This is a genomic window from Streptomyces sp. NPDC042371 (genome assembly GCF_056437465.1).
This window is the reverse complement of the sequence record NZ_JBWKAP010000001.1, coordinates 1,180,761-1,203,201: the sequence shown is the minus strand read 5'-3', so window position 1 is coordinate 1,203,201 and position 22,441 is coordinate 1,180,761. Positions and strand designations below refer to the sequence as shown.

The 22,441-nt window shown below is 71.7% G+C and carries 17 protein-coding genes and 1 tRNA gene; 12 read left to right on the top strand and 6 right to left on the bottom strand.

What is annotated here, in order from left to right:
- Positions 1-142 precede the first annotated feature (142 nt).
- The 4 genes from AC068B_RS05320 to AC068B_RS05305 all read left to right on the top strand — a co-directional run bounded on the left by AC068B_RS05320 (position 143) and on the right by AC068B_RS05305 (position 5,927).
- Positions 143-1,048: an FAD binding domain-containing protein gene (locus tag AC068B_RS05320; RefSeq protein ID WP_478669089.1), complete on the top strand. Its 906-nt coding sequence runs from the start codon at positions 143-145 to the stop codon at positions 1,046-1,048.
- Positions 1,045-2,850 carry a (2Fe-2S)-binding protein gene (locus AC068B_RS05315; RefSeq protein ID WP_478669088.1) on the top strand — a complete coding sequence of 602 codons (1,806 nt, stop codon included), beginning with the start codon at positions 1,045-1,047 and terminating at the stop codon, positions 2,848-2,850. Before AC068B_RS05320 ends, AC068B_RS05315 begins: the two co-directional genes overlap by 4 nt.
- On the top strand, positions 2,847-5,159 hold the full coding sequence (locus AC068B_RS05310) for a xanthine dehydrogenase family protein molybdopterin-binding subunit (protein ID WP_478669087.1): 2,313 nt from the start codon (positions 2,847-2,849) through the stop codon (positions 5,157-5,159). The genes AC068B_RS05315 and AC068B_RS05310 overlap by 4 nt, the downstream gene beginning before the upstream one ends.
- 204 nt (positions 5,160-5,363) lie before the next feature.
- The gene (locus AC068B_RS05305; RefSeq protein WP_478669085.1) at positions 5,364-5,927 is read left to right on the top strand and encodes an AAA family ATPase; all 564 of its coding nucleotides are present in this window, start codon (positions 5,364-5,366) and stop codon (positions 5,925-5,927) included.
- 25 nt (positions 5,928-5,952) lie between these two features.
- Here AC068B_RS05305 and AC068B_RS05300 read toward each other — a convergent pair whose 3' ends face one another.
- The 3 genes from AC068B_RS05300 to AC068B_RS05290 form a co-directional block, all read right to left on the bottom strand.
- Positions 5,953-9,201, bottom strand: a complete 3,249-nt coding sequence (locus AC068B_RS05300; RefSeq protein WP_478669277.1) for a S8 family serine peptidase — start codon at positions 9,199-9,201, stop codon at positions 5,953-5,955.
- 234 nt (positions 9,202-9,435) lie between these two features.
- On the bottom strand, positions 9,436-9,891 hold the full coding sequence (locus tag AC068B_RS05295) for a hypothetical protein (RefSeq protein ID WP_478669084.1): 456 nt from the start codon (positions 9,889-9,891) through the stop codon (positions 9,436-9,438).
- Positions 9,892-9,995: 104 nt separating this feature from the next.
- Positions 9,996-10,067: transfer RNA gene (locus AC068B_RS05290), tRNA-Cys, on the bottom strand.
- A 2,068-nt stretch (positions 10,068-12,135) separates the two neighbouring features.
- Here AC068B_RS05290 and AC068B_RS05285 point away from each other — a divergent pair.
- Complete coding sequence (locus tag AC068B_RS05285) at positions 12,136-12,696, top strand: DinB family protein (RefSeq protein WP_478669083.1); 561 nt, start codon at positions 12,136-12,138, stop codon at positions 12,694-12,696.
- On the opposite strand, the gene AC068B_RS05280 is transcribed toward AC068B_RS05285, so the two are convergent.
- A complete protein-coding gene (locus tag AC068B_RS05280) occupies positions 12,683-13,243 on the bottom strand; it encodes a TetR/AcrR family transcriptional regulator (protein ID WP_478669081.1) in 561 nt (186 codons plus the stop codon). The genes AC068B_RS05285 and AC068B_RS05280 overlap by 14 nt on opposite strands.
- Before the next feature lie 125 nt (positions 13,244-13,368).
- On the opposite strand from AC068B_RS05280, the gene AC068B_RS05275 reads away from it, so the two are divergent.
- Positions 13,369-14,388 carry an NADP-dependent oxidoreductase gene (locus AC068B_RS05275; protein WP_478669276.1) on the top strand — a complete coding sequence of 340 codons (1,020 nt, stop codon included), beginning with the start codon at positions 13,369-13,371 and terminating at the stop codon, positions 14,386-14,388.
- A gap of 4 nt (positions 14,389-14,392) precedes the next feature.
- Here AC068B_RS05275 and AC068B_RS05270 read toward each other — a convergent pair whose 3' ends face one another.
- Entirely contained in the window at positions 14,393-14,842 is a 450-nt protein-coding gene (locus AC068B_RS05270; protein WP_478669080.1) for an ATP-binding protein, read from the bottom strand.
- A gap of 157 nt (positions 14,843-14,999) precedes the next feature.
- On the opposite strand from AC068B_RS05270, the gene AC068B_RS05265 reads away from it, so the two are divergent.
- The 6 genes from AC068B_RS05265 (at position 15,000) to AC068B_RS05240 (ending at position 21,639) form a co-directional block, all read left to right on the top strand.
- The gene (locus AC068B_RS05265) at positions 15,000-15,854 is read left to right on the top strand and encodes a helix-turn-helix domain-containing protein (protein WP_478669079.1); all 855 of its coding nucleotides are present in this window, start codon (positions 15,000-15,002) and stop codon (positions 15,852-15,854) included.
- Positions 15,851-16,123, top strand: coding sequence for a DUF397 domain-containing protein (locus tag AC068B_RS05260; RefSeq protein ID WP_478669077.1), 273 nt, complete (start codon positions 15,851-15,853; stop codon positions 16,121-16,123). The genes AC068B_RS05265 and AC068B_RS05260 overlap by 4 nt, the downstream gene beginning before the upstream one ends.
- 80 nt (positions 16,124-16,203) lie before the next feature.
- Positions 16,204-17,745, top strand: a complete 1,542-nt coding sequence (locus AC068B_RS05255; protein WP_478669076.1) for an MFS transporter — start codon at positions 16,204-16,206, stop codon at positions 17,743-17,745.
- Positions 17,746-17,949: 204 nt separating this feature from the next.
- Positions 17,950-19,749 carry a DEAD/DEAH box helicase gene (locus AC068B_RS05250; RefSeq protein ID WP_356265139.1) on the top strand — a complete coding sequence of 600 codons (1,800 nt, stop codon included), beginning with the start codon at positions 17,950-17,952 and terminating at the stop codon, positions 19,747-19,749.
- Between the two features lie 338 nt (positions 19,750-20,087).
- Positions 20,088-20,729: an IclR family transcriptional regulator gene (locus AC068B_RS05245; RefSeq protein ID WP_356265137.1), complete on the top strand. Its 642-nt coding sequence runs from the start codon at positions 20,088-20,090 to the stop codon at positions 20,727-20,729.
- Between the two features lie 103 nt (positions 20,730-20,832).
- Entirely contained in the window at positions 20,833-21,639 is an 807-nt protein-coding gene (locus AC068B_RS05240; protein ID WP_478669074.1) for a S16 family serine protease, read from the top strand.
- Between the two features lie 153 nt (positions 21,640-21,792).
- Here AC068B_RS05240 and AC068B_RS05235 read toward each other — a convergent pair whose 3' ends face one another.
- The gene (locus AC068B_RS05235; protein WP_478669073.1) at positions 21,793-22,398 is read right to left on the bottom strand and encodes an ArsR/SmtB family transcription factor; all 606 of its coding nucleotides are present in this window, start codon (positions 22,396-22,398) and stop codon (positions 21,793-21,795) included.
- Positions 22,399-22,441 lie beyond the last annotated feature (43 nt).

The window sequence follows — 22,441 nt, the reverse complement described above, 5'->3', positions numbered from 1 at the left end:
GCCAGAGTTGCCACGTCCGGGTTGTGAGCACGTACCGTACGGCGGAACAGGCGTAACGGTGACACGTCGCGAAACGGCGAGCGCTTCACCTACGCGATGTATGTGGAGTACGCGGCCGGGCATCGGGAAGGGGCAGCCGGTTTTGAGCACGCACGCACCGCAGGCGGCACAGACACCGCAATCGGTGACGCTGCCCGCCACGCTGGACGAGGCAGTGGCGGCACTCGCCGCCATGCCCGCCGCCGTGCCCGTCGCCGGTGGCACGGACCTGATGGCCTCGGTCAACTCGGGACAGCTGCGCCCCGCCGCCCTCGTCGGCCTCGCCCGCATCAGCGAGATCCGCGGCTGGCAGTACCAGGACGGCCACGCCCTGCTCGGCGCCGGTCTCACCCACGCCCGCATGGGCCGCCCCGACTTCGCCGCCCTGATCCCCGCCCTGGCCGCCGCCGCGCGCGCCGCGGGGCCGCCCCAGATCCGCAACGCGGGCACCCTCGGCGGCAACATCGCGTCGTCGGCGCCGACCGGCGACGCGCTGCCCGTCCTCGCCGCGCTGGAAGCCGTGCTGATCATCGCGGGACCCGGCGGCGCCCGCCGCGAGATCCCCGTCTCACACCTGCTCGCGGGCATGGAGATGCTCCGCCCCGGCGAGCTCATCGGCTTCGTGCGCGTGCCGCTGCTGCACGCCCCCCAGGTCTTCCTCAAGGCGACCGGACGCACCGGCCCCGGCCGGGCCTCGGCCTCCGTCGCACTGGTCCTCGACCCCGCGCGGCGCGGGGTGCGGTGCGCGGTCGGCGCCATCGCGCCCATGCCGCTGCGGCCGCTGGAGGCCGAGGAGTGGGTGGCCTCCCTGATCGACTGGGACGGGGAGCGGGGCAGCCTCGTCCCGGAGGCGGTCACCGCCTTCGGTGAGTACGTGGCCACCGCGTGCATCCCCGACCACCCCCCGGCGGCCGACGGCACCGAACAGCCGCTGGCGCCCGCTGTACTGCACCTGCGGCGCACCGTCGCCGCGCTGGCCCGACGAGCACTGGGGAGGGCACTGTCGTGAGCGACGACCGGCACGATGAGAACACGGCCGACGGCGGCGGCTGGCAGCCGCACCCGCAGGGCGAGTACGACTCGGACGCCACGGCGTTCGTGCAGCTCCCCGAAGGCATGCTGGACGCCCCGCTCGCCGCCCCCGGGCACGGCTACGTACCGCCGCAGATAACGGTCAACCCCACCACCGCGGCCGCCACCGACCCGGCGGCCACCGGCGCCTGGGTCATGCCGCCCGAGGTGACGGGCGCGGTCCGCTGGCCCGAGGCGGGCGCGGGCACGGGCGTGGCGCAGGAGCAGCCCGAACCGCACGCGCACGCGGAGCCGCACGCGCACGCGGACCCGCACGGGTACGACCCGCGGGCGACCGGCCAGTGGAGCTTCCCCGAGGCGGAGCCCGCGGGACAGCAGCAGGCCTACGGGCAGGAGTACGGCCACCAGTACGGACAGGCGGCCCCGGCTCCCGCGCCCGGCGCCTCCGACGTCACCGGGCAGTGGTCGATCCCCGTCGCAGATGGTGATCTGCCGGACGAATCGGGCGAGTTCACGGCGTCCTCGCTCGCCGCGCAGTGGGGCGGCACGCCGCCCGCGACGCTGCCCGGCGGCGCGGCCGCGCCCTGGGCGACCGGGGCGGGCGCCGGTGCGCCCTGGAGCACGCAGTCGCAGGAGGTCGTGCACGAGCCCGTCCTGGACGTTCCTCAGGAGAGCTACGTCCCGGAGCCGGAGCCGGAGCCGCAGCCCCAGCCGGTTGCGGAGCAGGAGCCCCAGGCGGAGAGTCGGTTCGAGAAGACGCAGTTGCTGCGGGCGATCAGGGTGCCGTCGGAGGAGCCGCCGGTCGCGGAGCCCGAGCCGGAGCCCGAGCCCGAGCCGGTCGAGGAGTTCGCCGAGCCCGTCGAGGTCGTACCGGCCCCCGAGCCGACCGTGGAAGCCCCGGCAGAAGTCGAGCCCGAGGGCGTACCCGACGTACTCGACGCACCGGTCGGAGCGGACGAAGCAGACGAAGCAGACGAAGCAGACGGAGCGGTCGAAGCGGTCGAAGCGACCGCCCCGGACGAGACCACCGAAGCTGAAGCCGAGGCCGAGGCCGAGGCCACCGTCGTCACCGACCCCGAGCCCGAGCCCACCCTCACCCCCCTCCACGACGACCACCCCCTCGTCTCCTACGTCCTTCGTGTGAACGGCACCGACCGTCCCGTCACCGGCGCCTGGATCGGCGAGTCCCTGCTCTACGTCCTGCGGGAGCGGCTCGGTCTCGCCGGGGCCAAGGACGGGTGCTCGCAGGGCGAGTGCGGGGCCTGCAACGTCCAGGTGGACGGCCGTCTCGTCGCCTCCTGCCTCGTCCCCGCCGCGACCACCGCGGGCAGCGAGGTCCGTACCGTCGAGGGCCTCGCCGCCGACGGGCAGCCCTCCGACGTGCAGCGCGCGCTCGCCGCGTGCGGAGCCGTGCAGTGCGGCTTCTGCGTGCCGGGCATGGCGATGACCGTGCACGACCTCCTGGAGGGCAACCCCGCCCCCAGCGACCTGGAGGCCCGCCGCGCCCTGTGCGGCAACCTCTGCCGCTGCTCCGGCTACCGCGGTGTCCTCGACGCCGTGCGCGAGGTCGTCGCCGAGCGCGAGGCGACCTCGACCGCCGCAGCCGAGGCCTCGGCGCAGGACGAGCACGACCACGGCCACGAGCACGGTCATGCGGACGCCCGTATCCCGCACCAGGCAGGCCCTGGTGACGGCGGCGTCCACCCGACCGCGTACGACGGCGGACCCGGACCCGAAGGACCGCAGGGCCCCTACGGCCAGGACGGAGGCCACGCGTGAGCACCGAAGCCACCACCGCGACCACGCCCGCCGCCGACCGTCAGGCGGCCGAGCAGCCGCCGCGCGGCATCGGCGCCTCCCTGCCGTCCGCGGAGTCCCGCGTGAAGACGGAGGGCACCTTCCCCTACGCCGCCGACCTGTGGGCCGAGGGCCTGCTGTGGGCGGCGGTCCTGCGCTCCCCGCACGCGCACGCCCGCATCGTCTCCGTCGACACCAGCCACGCCCTGGAGATGCCGGGCGTCCGCGCGGTCGTCACGCACGAGGACGTCCCCGGCGAGCAGCTGCACGGCCGCAGGACCGCGGACCGGCCGGTCTTCGCCTCCGATGTCGTACGCCACCACGGCGAGCCCATCGCCGCCGTGGCCGCCGACCACCCCGACACCGCACGGATGGCCGCCGCGGCCGTCATCGTCGAGTACGAGGTGCTCGAACCGGTCACCGACCCGGAGAAGGCCTTCGAGGCCGAACCGCTGCACCCCGACGGCAACCTCATCCGCCACATCCCGCTGCGGCACGGCGACGCGGAGGCGGCGGGCGAGCTCGTCGTCGAGGGCCTGTACCGCATCGGCCGCCAGGACCCGGCGCCGATCGGCGCGGAGGCGGGCCTCGCGGTGCCGCGCCCCGACGGCGGCGTGGAGCTGTACATCGCCTCCACCGACCCGCACGCCGACCGCGACCGGGCCGCCGCCTGCTTCGACATCAGCCCGGACCGCGTGAAGGTGGTCGTCACGGGTGTGCCGGGCGCGACCGCCGACCGCGAGGACGCGGGCTTCCAGCTCCCGCTGGGCCTCCTGGCGCTGCGCACCGGCTGCCCGGTCAAGCTCACCGCGACCCGCGAGGAGTCCTTCCTCAGCCACGCCCACCGCCACCCGACGCTCCTGCGCTACCGCCACCACGCGGATGCCGAGGGCCGCCTGGTCAAGGTGGAGGCGCAGATCCTGCTCGACGCGGGCGCGTACGCGGACACGTCGTCGGAGGCGCTCGCCGCGGCGGTCTCCTTCGCCTGCGGTCCGTACGTCGTGCCGAACGCCTTCATCGAGGGCTGGGCGGTCCGTACGAACAACCCGCCTTCCGGGCACGTCCGTGGCGAGGGCGCACTCCAGGTGTGTGCCGCCTACGAAGCCCAGATGGACAAGATCGCCAAGAAGCTGGGCGTCGACCCGGCGGAGCTGCGGATGCGCAACGCCATGGCGACCGGCGACATCCTGCCCACCGGGCAGACCGTGACGTGTCCCGCCCCGGTGGCCGAGCTCCTCGCCGCCGTGCGGGACGCCCCGCTGCCCGAGCTCCCCAAGGACACCCCCGAGGACGAGTGGCTGCTGCCCGGCGGCCCCGAGGGCGCGGGCGAACCGGCCGCCGTCCGCCGCGGCGTCGGCTACGGCCTGGGCATGGTCCAGCTCCTGGGTGCCGAGGGCACGGACGAGGTCTCCACGGCCACCGTGAAGGTCCACGACGGTGGGGCGACGGTGATCTGCGCGGCCGTCGAGACCGGCCAGGGCTTCACCACGCTGGCCCGCCAGATCGTCCAGGAGACGCTGGGCATCGAGGACGTCCGCGTGGCGCCCGTCGACACCGACCAGCCGCCCGCGGGTCCGAGCTGCCGCGGCCGCCACACCTGGGTGTCGGGCGGGGCGGTGGAGCGCGCGGCGAAGATGGTCCGCACACAGCTCCTGCAGCCGCTCGCCCACAAGTTCGGGATGTCGACCGAGCTGCTCCAGATCACCGACGGCAAGATCACCTCGTACGACGGCGTGCTCTCCACGACCGTCACCGAGGCCCTGGAGGGCAAGGAGCTCTGGGCCACGGCCCAGTGCCGCCCGCATCCGACCGAGCCGCTGGACGAGGCCGGGCAGGGCGACGCCTTCGTGGGCATGGCGTTCTGCGCGATCCGCGCGGTCGTTGACGTCGACATCGAGATCGGTTCCGTGCGGGTCGTGGAGCTGGCCGTCGCGCAGGACGTGGGCCGCATCCTCAACCCCGCCCAGCTGAAGGCCCGCATCGAGGCGGGCGTCACCCAGGGCGTGGGCGCGGCGCTCACGGAGAACCTCCGCACGCCGCGCGGTCTCGTCCGCCACCCCGACCTGACCGGCTATGCCCTGCCGACCGCCCTGGACACGCCGGACATCCGCATCGTGAAGCTGGTCGAGGAGCGGGACGTCGTGGCGCCGTTCGGCGCGAAGGCGGCCAGCGCGGTCCCGGTCGTGACGTCACCCGCGGCGATCGCCTCGGCGGTCCGCGCGGCGACGGGCCGCCCGGTCAACCGCCTCCCGATCCGCCCCCAGGCGGCGGTCGCGGTTCCTTCGACGTAGAACCGAGTGTGTTCGTGGCGGGTTGGGGGATTTTCACCCTGGTGGGCGGCGCGGTGCTGGCCACCAACGTGTGCCGGGCGGCGGAGTGGTTCCAGATGCTCTCCTACCAGCAGCGGCGATGGCCGAAGAGTGTGACGACCGTGCGCGTCGGAGGGGCGCTTTTCTCGGTGGCCGGTGCCATGGCTCTCCTGAGAGTCTGGTGAGGTGCGGAGCGAACGAAGCGCGGAAGCGACGGACGGGCCCCGCGGGCCCCGCGGTGTCATCGTCGTCACCGGCATCATGGCGTCCGGCAAGTCCACGGTCGTGGCCGAGCGGCTGCCGAAGGCCGCACATGTGCGGGGCGACGCGTTCCGCCGGATGATCGTGTCGGGCGGGACGCCGTACGAGGGCGTTCCTGGCGGTGCGGGCGAGGCCCAACTCCGGCTCCGCTACGGCCTGTCGGCGTCGGCCGCCGACGCGTACGCCGACGTGGGATTCACCGCGGTCGTCCAGGACGTCATCCTGGGCGAGGAGTTGAAGACCTACGTGGACCTCGTGCGCACCAGCCCCGCGTACGTCGTCGTGCTCGCCCCGCGCCCCGAAGCTGTCGCCGCCCGCGAGGCCGCCCGCGGCAAGACGGGGTACGGCGCGTGGACGGTCGGGGAGCTGGACGCGATCCTGCGGGAGTGGACGCCGAAGGCCGGACTCTGGCTGGACAGCACGGAGTTGACGGTCGGCGAGACCGTGGACGCGATCCTGGCGAGGCTGGACGAAGCCCGGGTGAAGTGACTCCACCCGGGCCCCGTGGTGAGCGCTACTTGCCGTAGTACGCGTTGTGCAGGGACACGGACGACTTGTTGCCGTCCTTGTCCGTGATCCTGGCGCGGAGCGAGACGCCCTTGCCCTTCGCCGGGTTCTGCACGGAAACCTTCCCGTCCCGGACGGTGACCTTCTTCCAGGTCCCGCCGTCGTCGTACGAGACGTACACGGCAAGGGACTTGAGATTCCCCGCGTCCGCCGCGGCGCCCTGCACGGTCACCGGGACGGACTGGGTCGCGCCCGCCGGTGCGCCGCTCGACAGGTCCAGCTTCGGGGCGAACCGTGCCGTGGAGGCGGGGAGTCTGGTGCGGCCGGCAGTCTTCTCGGAGCGGAACGTCCAGGAGGCCTCGACGCGTGAGGAGGCCGTGGCCACCTTCGGGTCGCGCCGCACGGACGTGGTGAGCCGGTACTCGGCGTCGCCCGACGGCACCTCGAACGTCTCGGCGCCGCTCACCGCGTCGTTCTTCTCGGCGATCTTCGCGCCGTTGCGGTAGAGCGTCGACTTCTCGGCGGAGTACGCGCTCCAGCCCGCGTGTCCCTCGCCATCCGCGACGACGGGGATGCGGCCGCCCAGCTTGTCGCCCTCGCGGAAGACGCCGATGTCGGCGGCGTTCAGGGCGGGCCCGAAGACACCGACGTTGAAGGCCCTCGTGTAGCTCTTGCGGGCCTTGAACGTCTCGGGGGCCATCTCGTAGTAGCCCTCAAGGACCGGCTCGCCGTCCGCGTCCTTGTCGCCGTACTGGTCGAAGTCGATGCCCCACTTCGTGCCGCCGGTCGCGGTCACGTACGTCGTCGTGGTGCGCGGCAGCTTCGTCGGCTCGAAGATGTGCGAGATGCCGCCCGCCTCCGGCCGGTATCCGGCGACGGCGAGGGAGCCCGACCTGCCCGGGGCCGAGGCGCCCGAGCGGACCTTGAGCGTGGCGAAGTCGGCGGGCTTCAGGTGCTTGGTGTAGCCGGTCGGGATCTTCTTGACCTGGCCGCCGAGGAGCATGTCGTAGCGGGTGCCCGCGCCCTTCGTCCAGGTGCCGAGCCACTGCAGCCCGAAGCCTTCGGGGACCTCCGCGCCCAGGTGGGCGGTGCGCAGGCCGTGGAAGGTGTTGTTGAGGGGGCTGGACTCGTAGCGCTTGTAGATGTAGCGCGGCCAACCCGACACCGCCTTGGCGTCGCGGTCGGGCACGGTGATGTCGACGGGCTTCGCCTTCCGGGCGTCGAGCGTCACCGTCATGTTCTTGTCGACGGTCAGCCGGGGCTGGAAGAGCCAGTCGGTGCCCTTGTCGGCGTCGTCCGGGTCGACGAAGACCGACCAGTCGAGCAGGTAACTGCCCTTGGCCACCCGGACCTTGGCGGTCTTGCCGTCCGGGAAGAGGTTGAGGCCCTTGTCCTTGCCGCTCATGGCCGACATCGTCGCGTCGTGGTGCGCGGTGGGCCTGCCGTCGCGGCCGATCGTCTTCAGCGTCACCTCGTACCGCTCGATCTCGCGCTCGACCGCGGCGGCGGTGCGCACGGTCTGGCCGCTGCCGCTCGCCACGACGTACGCGGAGTACGTGCCGTCGACGGTGCCGCCCGGCCGTGTGTCCGTGGTCAGGTCGACGGAGGCGGTGCCGCCCGCGGGGACGTTCACCTTCTTCGCGCCGAGGGTGAAGAACCCGGCGGGGGCGGGGTTGCCCTTCGGGTCGGTGGCGTCCACGGCGAGGTCGAGGGTGACCTCGTCCTTGCCGAGGTTCTTGTACGTCACCTTCTTGGTGACGGGCTCGTCGTCGGTGTGCGGCCACTTCTGGAGGCCGTAGTTGAGGGAGACGGGTTCGGCGATCACGGTCTGCTTGATGGCCTTGTCGACGGCGACGCGTCCCGAACCCTGCTGGAACGCCGTGTACTTGCCGCCCTTGGTGGAACCGGTGAGCGCGCCCTTGAGCTCGTCGTGCTTCCACTCCGGGTGCTGCTGCTTGAGCAGGGCGGCGGCGCCCGCGGCGTGCGGGGTCGCCATCGACGTACCGGAGATCGTCAGATAGCCCTCAGGCTTCTGACCGACCTCCTCTTCGAGGACCGAGCCGGGTGCCGCGGCGGCCGTGATGTCGACGCCGGGCGCGGTCACGTCGGGCTTGATCGCACGGTCGCCGACCCGCGGGCCCTGGCTGGAGAAGTCCGCCAGCTTGTCGTTGTCGTCGACCGCACCCACGGTGAGGGCCGCGTCCGCGCTGCCGGGGGAGTTGACCGACTTGGCGGCGCCGTCGTTGCCCGCGGCGATGGCGAAGAGGATGCCCTTGTCCTTGGAGAGCTTGTTGACCGCGGCTTCCAAGGGGTCGATGCCGGGCTGGTCGTACCCGCCGAGGCTGAGGTTGACGACGTCGGCGCCCTCTGCGGCCGCCCAGTCCATGGCGGCGAGGATCCCTGAGTCCTCGCCCTCGCCCGCGTCGTCGAGGACCCTGCCGTTGAGCAGCTTGGCGCCGGGCGCGACGCCCTTGAGCCTTCCGCCGGACTTGGCGCCGGTCCCGGCCGCGATGGAGGCGACGTGGGTGCCGTGGCCGTAGTGGTCCGCGGTGCCCGGAGAGGTGGAGAAGTTCTTCTCGGCGAGGATCTGGCCCTTGAGGTCGGGGTGGGTGGCGTCGACGCCCGAGTCGAGGACGGCGATCTTGACGCTCTTGCCGTCGTATCCGGCGGCCCACGCCTTGTCGGCGCCGATCTGCTTGACGCTTTTGTCGAGGGTGGCTTTACGGGTGGCGTCGGGCCAGACGTGGCTGATGCCGTCCTTGCTGCTGGTGAGCGCCTTCCACAGGGCGGCGGCGTCCTGGGGCGGGGTGGTGAGGGCTTCGGCGTTCAGCGTCTTCAGGTTCCTGCGGACGGTGGTGGCACCGGCGGCGCGGACATCGGCCTTGGCGGCGGTGACGGCGGTGCGGGATCCCTTGTAGCCGACGATGAGTTTGAGGCTGCTCTTGGACTCCAACTCGGCGGTGTCGAAGAGCCGTTGGTCCACCCTGCCGTCGGCGATCAGGCGCCGTGCGTCGGAGGGCAGGACGAGGGTGTGGCCGTTCGGCAGCCGCTGTGTCCGCACGGGTATGTGCGCACGGCCCTTCGCGGGCCGGAAGGCGGTGACGCGCCCCGAGCGGTCGAGGGTGACGCGGTCGCCGGTGAGGAGGGTGAGGTTTGTGGGCTTGGTGAGGCCTGTCCCTGGTGCCGGGGCTTTGGTGGTCGGTGCGGTCGGTGGTGTGGCCGACGCGGGGCCGGTCGTGCCCGCGGCGAGGGCCATGGCGGCGGCCGCGGCGATGGTGGCCGCGCCCGCTCTCTTGGCGTGGTTGCGCAAGTTCTCCCCCTGGAATCGTGGTCCGAGGTGCTGTCCGGGGAGTATGCAGAGCGCCGAGCCGTGTTCCGAACTCCGTTACCGAATCGGCTAGTTGGGGTTACGTGTCTGTGTGGTTCCCATGAGATTCTGAGAGATGGTTCACGGGAACCCGTGGGTTCGGGCGGCCTCGGTCTCCGCGCGCTACCAGATCTCTTCGTCCATGAACTCCGCGGCGCCCAGGGTGGACGGCGGGACCGCCACCGGCGTCACCGACAGGAGCCCGCGGTCCTCGGGATGCACCACTGCCGAGAAGCGGTACGCGTCCGGGGTGAGCCGAACCGCGCCCTCTCGGCATTGGAGGTCGACGCGGATCTTCAGGGTCCTGGTGGCGCAGGGCGCGGTGTGCCGCCGGGTCAGTACGCCGTCGTCGGCGGCGTCGACGATGTCGGCGGGCTCGCCGTTCAGATGTACGGATATGCGGGCCTCGGCGTGGGTGAACTGCTGGCGCAGCAGCTCCACTTGGGCGAGCGCCGCGCGGGCCTGGAGGTCGGCTGCGCGGGAGGTCTGTCTCGCCGCCACGACCTGCCATGAGGCGATACAGGCCGCGGATGCGGCCACCAATGCGCTGCCCGCCGCGATGTAGTCCCTAGTTTCCACAGGCACCCCCGTCCCATACTGGCGCGGGAAACGCGAGAGGGGTGGTCCCTTGTGAGGGACCACCCCTTCGGTTGCTGCGGTGCGGCGCGATGACGCGCCGTCGGAGGCCGTGGCGGGATTCGAACCCGCGTTACTGGATTTGCAGTCCAGCCCCTGAGCCTCTCGGGCACACGGCCAAGTCGTCGACCGATCTCGTCGACCTGACTTCTTGAACGTAGCCGTGGTCATGCGACCGCCTCAAGCGATCACGGGGTGCCGCAACGGGACTGCCATACGGCGTTCACGAACGGGGTGACCTGGGCGTACCGCGACCGCCGCTGTCACCGGGGCCGCTCGGTGTCTTCGACTCGTACCGGGGCCGCCCGGTGTTTTGCGGAGTGTGGCGGTTCCGGGCCGGGAGTAAAGGGCGCTCCGCTGCGCTGCGCGTCGGCTGCGCCGATTCCGCTGCGCTCCACCCTTGACTCCCGCCCCTCCACCGCACGCAGACCTTGACCCGGACGGCCAGGGGTGGGGGCTGCGGGTCCGGCTGGGATGGGTCATCACCTTTCATCGCCGGGTGCGGACCGGCCCAACGTGAGTCACCCTCACCGCATGCGTGCGGCATCGCCGCTCGGGTCATTGGCTCGCGCGGCCGGGTGCGGACCGGCCCATCGTGCGTCGCTCTCACGGTTTGGGGTGGGTCAGCCGCTCTCGTTGCCGGGTGCGGTCCGGCCCATCGTGCCTCGCCGTCGCCGTCGCCGTCGCCGTCGCCGTCGCCGTCGCGGTTGGGGTGTGGGTGTGGGTGCGGGTGCGGCATGGCGTGCGGGCGGCGACCGCCCCGCCCGAAGCGCCACCAGCCCTCGGCCCTGGGCCCCGGGCCCTCCGGCACCTACTTTGGGAAAGTTGCGAACCGACCCGCCGCGCGCCCCCTCGCTACGACTCCCGCGCCCCGGCTTGCGAGGTCCCGTGAGGGGCGTGGGGCGTGGGGCGTGCTGGGTCGGTCGTCCCTTCCGGCACCAACTTCCGCAAAGTTGCGGCCCGGCTCATCGTGGGCGGCCGTCACCGTGAGGGTTCTGCCCACCGCGCGGCCTCGCCGCTCGGGCCCTCGGCTCGCGCTGCCGGGTGCGGACCGGCCCATCGTGCGTCGCTCTCACGGTTTGGGGTGGGTCAGCCGCTCTCGTTGCTGGGTGCGGTCCGGCTCATCGTGCCTCGCCGTCACCGTCACCGTCACCGTCGCGGGTGCGGGTGCGGGTGCGGGTGCGGGTGGGGGTGGGGTGTGGGTGTGGGTGTGGCGTGCGGGCGGCGACTGCCCCGCCCCAAGCGCCACCAGCCCCGGGCCCCGAGCCCCGGGCTCTCCGGCACCTACTTGGGAAAAGTTGCGAACCGACCCGCCGCGCGCCCCCTTCCCGCACCCCGCGCGCCGTCCCGCCCACCACTCATCTCCCGCATCCGGCAGGGCAAGCCCGCATGCGCGGGGGCCGCATGGGGCTTGGATGGGGGGCGCGCGGCGATCCCCTTCGCAACTTTCCCAAAGTAGGTGCCGGAGGGGGCGGCCCGACCCAACCACCCACTCCCACACCCCCCACGCCTCCTACACCTCGCGCATCCGGCAGGGCACGCCCGCATGCGCGGGGGCGCATCCGGCATGGGTGGGGGCGCGCGGGGAATCCCTTCGCAACTTTCCGAAAGTTGGTGCCGGAGAGGGGGGGGCAGCCCTCGGCCGGGCACAGTGCATCGACTGTCGCTCTCGCCCACGATGGGCCGGTCCGCACCCGATAACGAGAGCGGCTGACCCGACCCGAACCGTGAGGGCGACGCACGTTGGGCCGGTCGGCACTCGGCCGCGCGAGCGGATGGCCCGAGCGGCGAGGCCGCGCGGCTGGCTCAGCCGCGACCGTGGCGGCCGCCCACGATGGACCGGTCCGCACCCGGCAGCGCGAGGGGATGACCCATCCCAGCCGGACCCGTAGCCCCCACCCCTGGCCGTCCGGGTCAAAGTTAACGTGCGGTGCAGGGGCGGGAGTCAAGGGTGGAGCGCAGCGGAATCGGCGCAGCCGACGCGCAGCGCAGCGGAGCGCCCTTTACTTCCGGCCCGGAACCGCCACACTCCGCAAAAAACCGGGCGGCCCCGGTCACCATCAACGCCCCCGGCCCACCGAAGTCGCAGAGGGCGCGCACTCACGTACTAGGCCAAGAACTGGCCTAGTTGCCTTCTAGCGTGACGCATGTCCGACGGAGCCGTACCAACGGAAGGCGGTCGCCACCATGCCCCACACCGACACCGACACCGACACCACGACCCTCGGCGAGACAGCGCTCACCGGCGAGCGTGCCGACCTGCTGCTGGCCCTGGCCCAGCACCGGACCATGCTGCGTCACACCACCCGCGACCTCACCGACGAGCAGGCCGGACTGCGCACCACCGCCAGCGAGCTGTGTCTGGGCGGCATCATCAAGCACGTCACCTCGGTCGAGAGGGTGTGGTCCGCCTTCATCCAGGAGGGCCTCGCGGCCCTGGGCGCCGTCACCGACATGACCGACGACGACTGGGCCAAGCGGGCCGAAGAGTTCCGGATGTTGCCCGGCGAGACGCTGGCGGGTGTCCTCGACGCCTATGAGGAAATCGCCGCCCGCACGGACGAGTTGGTACGCGGGCTGCCCGACCTGGACGTGTCCCACCCCCTCCCGGACGCCCCCTGGTCCGCGCCCGGCACGCGCTGGTCGGCGCGGCGCGTCCTGCTGCACGTCATCGGCGAGACCGCGCAGCACGCGGGTCACGCGGACATCATCCGCGAGTCCCTGGACGGCGCCCTCAGCATGGCGTGACCGTGCTCGTCAGAACCGCGCCGGACACGACGTCGAAGAGGCGATCGGCGCGCGGTGCGAGCGCGGGCTGGTCGCCGAGCCAGGCGAGCATGGCCACCAGCGCGAACAGGTCAGCCCCGTCGATGTCACCCCGCGCCACACCCGCCGCCTGGGCGCGGGAGAGGAGCCGCGCACCGGCCGCCCGCAGGGCCACGCACGAGGCGTGGAGCGCGGATTCGGGGTCCGTGATGGCGGCCGCCATCAGCGCGGTCGCGCCCCGGTAGTGCGTCGTCCACGCGACGCCGTCACGCAGCCACGAGACGAGGGCGTCCCCGGGCGTACTCGACGTCTCAAGTGCGCACGCCTTCGCCGTCAGTTCGTCGAAGCCCGTGCGGAGCAGCGCGTCGAGCAGTGCCTCACGCGTCGGGAAGTGCCGCAGCAGCGTCGCGAGCCCGACATCGGCTCGGCGCGCGATGTCGCGCAGCGCCACGTCGACGCCCTGCTCGGCGATGGCGGTGCCCGCTACGGCGAGCAGATGGTCGCGGTTCTTCCTGGCATCGGCCCGCATCTGTCCCTCTTGCTTGACTATCCGGATCGCTGATCCATATATTCGGATCAGTGATCCGTTTATGTGGATCGCTGGTACGGATAAGCGTATCCCGCAGCGCGAGCAGGAGAGAAGCGATGGCGATGATGGCGACGCAGACGATGAAGACCGTCCGGCTGCACGAGTTCGGCGGCCCTGAAGTCCTGCGGTACGAGGACGCGCCGGTTCCCGAGCCGGGGCCGGGGGAGGTGCTCGTCCGCGTGCACGCGGTCGGTCTCAACCCTCCCGACTGGTACGTACGTGAAGGGCTGCTCAACATGCCTCCCGAGCTCAAGCCCCCGCTCGATCTCCCTCTGATTCCGGGGACCGACGTCTCGGGCGTCGTGGCAGCCCTCGGCCCCGGCGCCGATGCCGACCGCTTCTCGGTCGGCGACGAGGTGATCGGCCTGCTGCGCTTCCCCACGGCTCTCCAGGGCAGCGCGTACGCCGAGTACGTCACCGCCCCGGTGGTCGACCTCGCCCACAAGCCGACCACCGTCGACCACGTGCACGCCGCCGGGCTGCCCATGTCCGGGCTGACCGCGTGGCAGTTCCTGATCGAGCTCGGGCACGACCACCCCTCGCCCTTCCAGGACGCCCCGCACAGCCCGATCGCGCTCGACAGCGGCACCACGGTGCTCATCAACGGCGCCGCGGGCGGCGTCGGGCACCTCGCCCTCCAACTGGCCAAGTGGAAGGGTGCCCGCGTCATCGCCGTGGCCTCCGGTGCCCACGAGGCGTTCCTGCGCGAGCTCGGCGCCGACGAGTTCATCGACTACACCAAGGAGCGGCCCGAGGACGTCGTCCGCGACGTCGATCTGGTCCTGGACACGGTCGGCGGCCCTGCCAGCAGGCGCTTCCTGCGCACCCTCAAGCGCGGCGGCTCCCTCTACCCCGTCTACTTCGGCGAGTTCGACGACGAGGAGAACGCCGAGCTCGGCATCACGGTCTCGCTCACCCAGGTCCGGTCGAGCGGCGCGCAACTCGCCGAACTGGGCCGCCTGGCCGACGCGGGCACGGTGCGGGTCGCGCTCGACAGTACGTTTCCGCTCGCGGACGCCCGGGCCGCGCACGAGCGGGCCGCCCGGGGGCACATCCAGGGCAAGATCGTGCTCACGGTCGCATAGCCGGTCAGTCGGTTTGAGGCGGCGGATCGATCTCCGCCCAGATCGTTTTGCAGGGCCGGAGTGGCAGCGGACCCAGGTCCGTGCCCCAGCGGTCCGCGAGTGCCTCGATCAGGAGCAGGCCCCGCCCCGACTCCGCCTCGACGGAGGGCCTGCGGGGGTGCAGTGGCGGGCTCCGGTCGGCCCGCGCGTCCGTCACCTCGATACGCAGCGTGTTCGCTGCGCTGAGCAGTAGCGCCAGCCGGAAGCTCCGACCCGGCACGTGGCCGTGCAGCACGGCGTTGTTCGCCAGCTCCGCGACGACGTGCTCCGCCGCCTCGCACGGGTGGCCCCAGCTGTGCAGTTGCTCCCTCGTCAGGAGCCGGGCCAGTCGCGCGCCTCTTCGAGTCGCGGAGAGCAGGATCGTGAACTGGCGTACGGATGTGGGGGTTTGAGCCCGGGTGGTTTCTTGGTTCACGTCACTCAGCGTGGCGGGGCGTGCGTAGCGTGGACAGGGTGGCGCGCTGTGCGTGCGGGGTCTGTCCGGACGTTGTCCCGGCTTGTCCCGGCTGTCTCGGTCGGCGCCCGGGTACGTGTGCGCGTTGAGTTGGGGCGGTACGTCGGAGGTGGGCGCGGTGGAAGAACGTAACGACGGTGTGGACGAGCCGGGTTGGGACGTCGACCCGGAGGATGAGATCAGCTCGGTGGTCGAGATGGTCGGCCATCAGCTGAGGCTGCGGAGGGAAACGGCGGGGATGAGGGTGGCCGAATTCGCGCTGGCCATCGGGTACGGGGAGGACTTGGTCCGGAAGGTGGAGCGCGGTGCGCGGATCCCGCGCCCCGAGTATCTGGACAAGGTCGACGAGGTGGTGGGGGCGGGGGGCTTCGTCTCCGCGATGAAGAAGGAGATGAGGGAGGCCCGGTACCCGCGGAAGGTTCGAGAGCTGGCGAAGCTGGAGGAGCGGGCGGTCGAAGTGGGCTTGTACAGCAACCACAACGTGCATGGTCTTCTACAAACGGAGGAGTTCGCGCGAGCCCTGCTGGAAACGCGGAGGCCCACGTACGCGGTCGAAGATCTGGAGCGTCTGGTGGCTGCGCGAATGGCTCGCCGGTCGATTTTCGACCGCTCACCTGCGCCTGAGCTCAGCTTCGTACAGGAAGAGGTGACCCTGCGGCGGCCTATCGGGGGGACAATGGTGCTGCGCCTTCAGCTCGAACGTCTGCTGGAGGTGAGCGAGTTGCGGAACGTCGAGGTTCAGGTGATGCCCACTGATCGTGGCGACCACCCCGGGACTGGCGGTCTGATCGAGTTGCTCAAGTTCGGTGACGGTACTGCTGTGGGCCGCTCCGATGGCGAGTTCGGCGGCCGTCCAGTCTCTGATCCGAGGCAGCTCCGTATTCTTGAACTCCGGTATGGCATCATCCGGGCCCGTGCTCTCACGCCGGGAGAGACGCGGACCTTCATCGAGGAAGTGCTGGGAGAAACATGATCCGCAAGGGCTCTGCTGGTGACCGCGTCGAACTGGAGTGGTTCAAGAGCAGCTACAGCAGCAGCAGCAACGGCGAGGACTGCGTTGAGATTGCGTTGGAGTGGCGCAAGAGCAGCTATAGCGACAGCAACGAGTCCGGCGACTGCGTCGAGATCGCCACCACCCCCGCCCTCATCCACATCCGCGACTCCAAGACCCCCCGTGCCCCCCACCTCACCCTCACCCCCTCCTCCTGGTCCACCTTCATCACGTACGCCTCACGCGGCTGAGAGACGTACGACCAAGGAACGATCAGGTCCCCACCCCCGGACAGGGGTAAAACCAACCGACGCCTCTTACGCTGGCGTGCATGACTGACACCGGCGGCGTACTGAGCAAGCCCTACCGCGCCCTGAGCATCGGCATCGTCTCCGTCGTGCTGCTGATCGCCTTCGAGGCGACCGCCGTCGGGACGGCGATGCCGGTTGCCGCCCGGGAGCTCGACGGCGTCTCGCTGTACGCCTTCGCCTTCTCCGGGTACTTCACCACGAGCCTCTTCGGCATGGTGCTCAGCGGCCAGTGGGCCGACCGGCGAGGGCCGCTCGGACCGCTCGCCACCGGCATCGCGCTGTTCGCCGCGGGGCTGCTGCTGAGCGGGACCGCAGGGTCGATGTGGCTGTTCATCGCGGGGCGGGCCGTGCAGGGGCTCGGCGGCGGACTGGTCATCGTCGGGCTGTACGTGATCGTCAGCCGGGCCTACCCCGAGCACCTGAGGGCGTCGATCATGGCGGCGTTCGCGGCGAGCTGGGTCGTGCCGTCCGTGGTCGGTCCGCTGATCTCCGGGACGGTCACCGAGCACCTCGGCTGGCGGTGGGTCTTCGTCGGCATCCCCGTCCTCGTGCTCGCGCCGCTCGCGCTCGCGCTGCCCGCGATACGGCGGACGGCGTCCGGGCCGGTCGACCCGGACGCGCCGGTCGCCGCGTTCGACCGGCGCCGCATCCGGCTGGCGCTCGGGATCTCGCTGGGGGCGGGGCTGCTCCAGTACGCGGGACAGGAACTGCGGTGGCTCTCGCTGCTGCCCGCCGTGGTCGGCGGGGCGGTCGTCGTGCCCGCGGTGCTGGGGCTGCTGCCCAAGGGGACGTACCGGGCGGCGCGTGGGCTGCCGTCGGTCGTGCTGCTGCGCGGCGTCGCGGCGGGGTCGTTCATCACCGCGGAGTCCTTCGTGCCGCTGATGCTCGTCACGGAGCGCGGGCTCAGCCCGACCATGGCCGGGCTCTCGCTGGCCGTGGGCGGCGGGACCTGGGCCCTCGGGTCGTACGTCCAGTCGCGGCCCCGTATGGAGCCCTACAGGGCGCGGCTCGTCGCGTCGGGGATGGTGCTCGTCGCGGCCTCGATCCTCGCGGCTCCCTCCGTGCTGATCGAGGGGGTGCCGGTGTGGGTCGTCGGTGTCGCCTGGGGCTTCGGATGCTTCGGCATGGGCATGGTGATCGCCTCGACCAGCGTGCTGCTGCTGCGGCTCTCCGCGCCCGAGGACGCGGGGTCGAACTCGGCCGCGCTGCAGATCTCCGACGGACTCTCGAACGTCCTGCTGCTCGCGGCCGGAGGCGCCGCGTTCGCCGCGCTGGGCGGCGGCACGGTGGGGGCGGGGCACGGTGCGGACGCGGCGGAGGGGGTCGCCGGGTCGCATCCGGCCGCGTTCGTCGCCGTCTTCGTGCCGATGGCCGTGGTCGCGCTGGCCGGGGCGTGGGTGGGGACGAGGCTGCAGGGCGCGCAGGTGCCGGACGAGACCGCACCGGTCCCGGCGCCGGACGAGACGGGGCTAGTGGTGACCGACGTGGTGACGGACGTACGAATGGACGCGCTGTCGGACGCGGCGCCGGACGCGCGGACGGACGTACGGACGGACGGCTAGCCGGACGCGATGTCCGACGTACGAGCTGACGTGCAGGGGGACATGCTCACCGGCACATACGCACCGCACCCGCGCCCCGCGCACCCCGTGTGAGACCCGTCGCACCTGCCCCGGTCACCGCCTCGCCCTCAGCGGAACGTCAACGCATCACCGGTAAGGTGGCCCGGTTGTCATACGTGCCGCCGACCCGCGAACCCGGAGACCGTGACTACCACCAGCGCCGCCGCCAACTCCTCCCACCACCTCTCTCCCGCCTTCCCCGGCCGCGCCCCCTGGGGCACCGCCAACAAGCTGCGAGCCTGGCAGCAGGGGGCGATGGAGAGGTACCTCCAGGAGCAGCCGCGAGACTTCCTCGCCGTCGCCACCCCCGGCGCCGGCAAGACGACGTTCGCGCTCACGCTCGCGTCCTGGCTGCTGCACCACCACGTGGTGCAGCAGGTCACCGTGGTCGCGCCCACCGAGCACCTGAAGAAGCAGTGGGCCGAGGCCGCCGCCCGCATAGGCATCAAACTGGACCCCGAGTACAGCGCGGGACCGCTGAGCAAGGAGTACCACGGCGTCGCCGTGACGTACGCGGGCGTCGGCGTGCGGCCGATGCTGCACCGCAACCGCTCCGAGCAGCGCAAGACCCTCGTGATCCTCGACGAGATCCACCACGCGGGCGACAGCAAGTCGTGGGGCGAGGCGTGCCTGGAGGCCTTCGAGCCCGCCACGCGCCGCCTCGCGCTCACCGGTACGCCGTTCCGGTCCGACACGAACCCGATCCCCTTCGTGCAGTACGAGGAGGGGAACGACGGCATCCGGCGCTCCTCCGCCGACTACACGTACGGCTACGGCAGCGCGCTCGGCGACGGCGTCGTGCGGCCCGTCATCTTCCTTTCGTACTCCGGCAACATGCGCTGGCGGACCAAGGCCGGTGACGAGATCGCCGCGCGGCTCGGTGAGCCCATGACCAAGGACGCCGTCTCGCAGGCCTGGCGCACCGCCCTGGACGCGCGCGGCGAGTGGATGCCGAACGTCCTCAAGGCCGCCGACAAGCGGCTCACGGAGGTCAGGAAGGCCATCCCCGACGCGGGTGGCCTCGTCATCGCCTCCGACCAGGACTCCGCGCGTGCCTACGCCAAGCTGATCCGCGAGATCACCGGGACCAAGGCCACCGTCGTCCTCTCCGACGACACCGGCGCCTCCAACCGCATCGACGACTTCAGCGCCAGTACCGACCGGTGGATGGTCGCCGTCCGCATGGTGTCCGAAGGCGTCGACGTGCCGCGCCTCGCGGTGGGCGTGTACGCCACGACGATCTCCACGCCGCTCTTCTTCGCGCAGGCCGTCGGCCGTTTCGTGCGGTCCAGGCGGCGCGGCGAGACCGCGTCGGTCTTCCTGCCCACCGTCCCCGACCTGCTCACCTTCGCCAACGAGATGGAGGTGGAGCGGGACCACGCCCTCGACAAGCCGAAGAAGGAGGGCGAGGAGGACCCCTACGCCGAGTCCGAGGCCGAGATGGACGAGGCGAACAAGCAGGAGGACGAGGACACCGGGGAGCAGGAGCAGTTCTCCTTCGAGGCCCTGGAGTCCGAGGCCGTCTTCGACCGCGTGCTCTTCGACGGCGCCGAGTTCGGCATGCAGGCGCACCCGGGGAGCGAGGAGGAGCAGGACTACCTGGGCATTCCCGGGCTCCTCGAACCCGACCAGGTGCAGATGCTGCTCCAGAAGCGGCAGGCCCGGCAGATCGCCCACAGCAAGAAGAAGCCGGACGACGAGGCGGACCTCCTCGAACTGCCCGCCGAGCGGCGGCCCGTGGTCTCCCACAAGGAACTCCTCGGGCTCAGGAAGCAGCTGAACACGATGGTGGGCGCGTACGTCCATCAGAGCGGGAAGCCGCACGGCGTGATCCACACCGAGCTGCGGCGCACGTGCGGGGGGCCGCCGAGCGCGGAGGCCACGGCGGGGCAGCTGCGCCAGCGCATCGAGAAGGTCCAGGAGTGGGCCACCCGGATGAAGTGACGCCCGGCCGTTCCTGAAGTGACTTTCGGGTAAGGAGTCGGGGGTTCCGAGTGGGGAGGTCGTGTGCGGAGGTCGTGCGTGCGGCCTCCCGGGCGGCCGTCCCGTAACGGGGCAATGGGGGGCGCTAGGGGCGCCTCGGTGCCCGGATTCTGGACGAAGTCTTCCGCTCAGCGGGACGGCCTCGCTAATGTCCCCGCAAAGCACACGCCCCGTGGCAGCGCCGCCGCGGAGCGCAGCCGGTGTTCCGACCGGCGGCCTCTGACGCGCGTCGCCCACGGGACCGGCGACGCAACCGCCGCGTAGGGGGGCCGCCGACCCTCACCTAAGGAGTGGGCGTCGTGACCGCGGAGACTTCCCAGACGCTCGACCGAGGACTGCGCGTCCTCAAGCTGCTGGCCGACACCGACCACGGACTGACGGTCACCGAGCTCTCCAACAAGCTCGGCGTGAACCGCACGGTGGTCTACCGCCTGCTCGCCACGCTCGAACAGCACGCCCTCGTCCGACGCGACCTGGGCGGCCGGGCCCGCGTCGGCCTCGGCGTGCTGCGGCTCGGGCGGCAGGTGCACCCGCTGGTGCGCGAGGCCGCGCTGCCCGCCCTGCGCTCACTGGCGGAGGACATAGGGGCGACGGCCCACCTCACGCTCGTCGACGGCTCGGAGGCCCTCGCGGTCGCGGTGGTCGAGCCGACGTGGACGGATTACCACGTCGCGTACCGCACGGGCTTCCGTCACCCGCTGGACCGGGGAGCGGCGGGCCGCGCGATCCTCGCGGCCAGGCAGAGCCTGATCACCGACCCCGGCTACGCGCTGACCCACGGCGAGCTGGAGGCGGGCGCGAGCGGCGCGGCGGCCCCGCTGGTGGGCGTCACCGGCCTGGAGGGCAGCGTGGGAGTCGTCATGCTGGCGGACTCCGTGCCGGAGCGGGTGGGGCCGCGGGTGGTGGACGCGGCGCGGGAAGTCGCCGACGCGTTGCGCTGAGGCCGGGGGGAAATGTGAGCCCGGCCGGCGATTGAGGACGAGCTCGGCGCAGCCGGCGATGACCGGACCGCAGCCGAAGGCCTCCGCGCGTTAGATTGATCCCGTGTTCTCGCTCTCTCGTCTTACGCGCCCCCAGGCCCTCGCTGTCTGCGCCCTGCCCGTCGTGGCTCTGCTCGCCGTCGCCGGGCTCGCGCCGTTGCCGTTCGCGGTGGCTCAGCCCGGGGGGACGGCGGACGTGCTCGGGAAGCACGAGGGAAAGCCCGTCCTGACGGTCAGCGGCGTGCCGACCCGCAAGACGCACGGTGAGCTGCGGATGACCACCATCGTCGCCACGGGGCCGGAGATGGACGTGTATCTCGGTGACGTGATCGACGGATGGTTCCGGAGCGACCGCGCCGTGATGCCAAAGGACTCCGTCTATCCCGTCGGCGACAACGTCAAGGAAGTCGAGAAGCACAACCTCGGCGACATGAAGAAGTCACAGGACGACGCCACGGACGCGGCGCTGAACTATCTGAAGGCGAACGGGGTCGACGACACCGACAAGGTGAAGGTCAAGGCCGACCTCGGCAAGATCGGCGGGCCGAGCGCCGGGCTCTTCCTCTCGCTCGGGATCATCGACAAGCTCGACGGCGACGGCAGCGGCGGCGACCTCACGGGCGGCCGCAAGATCGCGGGCACCGGCACGATCGAGGCCGACGGCACGGTCGGCCCGGTCGGCGGCGTGTCCATGAAGACGCAGGGCGCGCGGCGCGACGGCGCGACCGTCTTCCTCGTCCCGAAGGACGAGTGCTCGGACGCTCAGGCCGAGCTGCCGGACGGGCTGCGGCTGGTGCCGGTCACGACGCTGAAGGGAACGGTCGACGCGCTGCGGGCGCTGGAAAAGGGCGGGAAGGTCCCGAGCTGCTGACGAGGCGCAGGCCCAATTCGACCAGGCTCCAGCCGAGTTGAGTGCGGATTGCTGCGTGGCGCTGGGGTCGGGTAGGTGCCGTGCGGTGTAATTCCTCGGCGCGGGCGTGATGCAGGGACAGGTGGATGTCCGAGTGCATGGCTGTCGATCCTCTCACTCTGCGGGGCGCGTCGGGATGAGCTGGGTCTGGATGCGCACGGGAGTGGCTCGGGGGTCGTTCTTGCCCTTCACCAACTCGCGGTATTCGTCGATGACTTGATGGAGCTTCTCGCTCAGCTCCGTGGTCAGCTCGGGGGTCAGGTCCAGCGTGGCGTCACTCAGTTCGGAACTGGCCTGCCACTCCTCGGGCCACTCGTGGCGGGTTCCGACCCAGGTCGCCATCGCCTCTCCGTAGAGGGTCACCACTTCGTGGAGGTAGAGCTGGGCCGCCCCGCGCACGGCCGGGTCCGGGTCGCGTGCCAGGGAGTCGCTGAAGTAGGTCCACTGGTGTGCCGCACGCCACCACCGTTCGCGCCCCTTACCGTGCTCCGGGTCGTCGTCGATGAACCCGTGTGCCGCGAGTTGGCGCAGGTGGTAGCTGGTGGAGCCACTGGACTCGCCCAGGCGCGCGGCCAGTTGGGAGGCGGTCGCGGGGCCGTCCCTGCGCAGTGAGCCGAGCAGGCGCATTCGCAGGGGGTGTGCGATCCCGCGCAGTGAGCGGGGGTCGAGTTGGATGCCCTCACGGGGATCGGCTTCCGGCATGCCCCGTAGCGTAGCCATGCAAAGACTCCTCTGCAACGGGTTCTTTGCAGAGGAGTCTTTG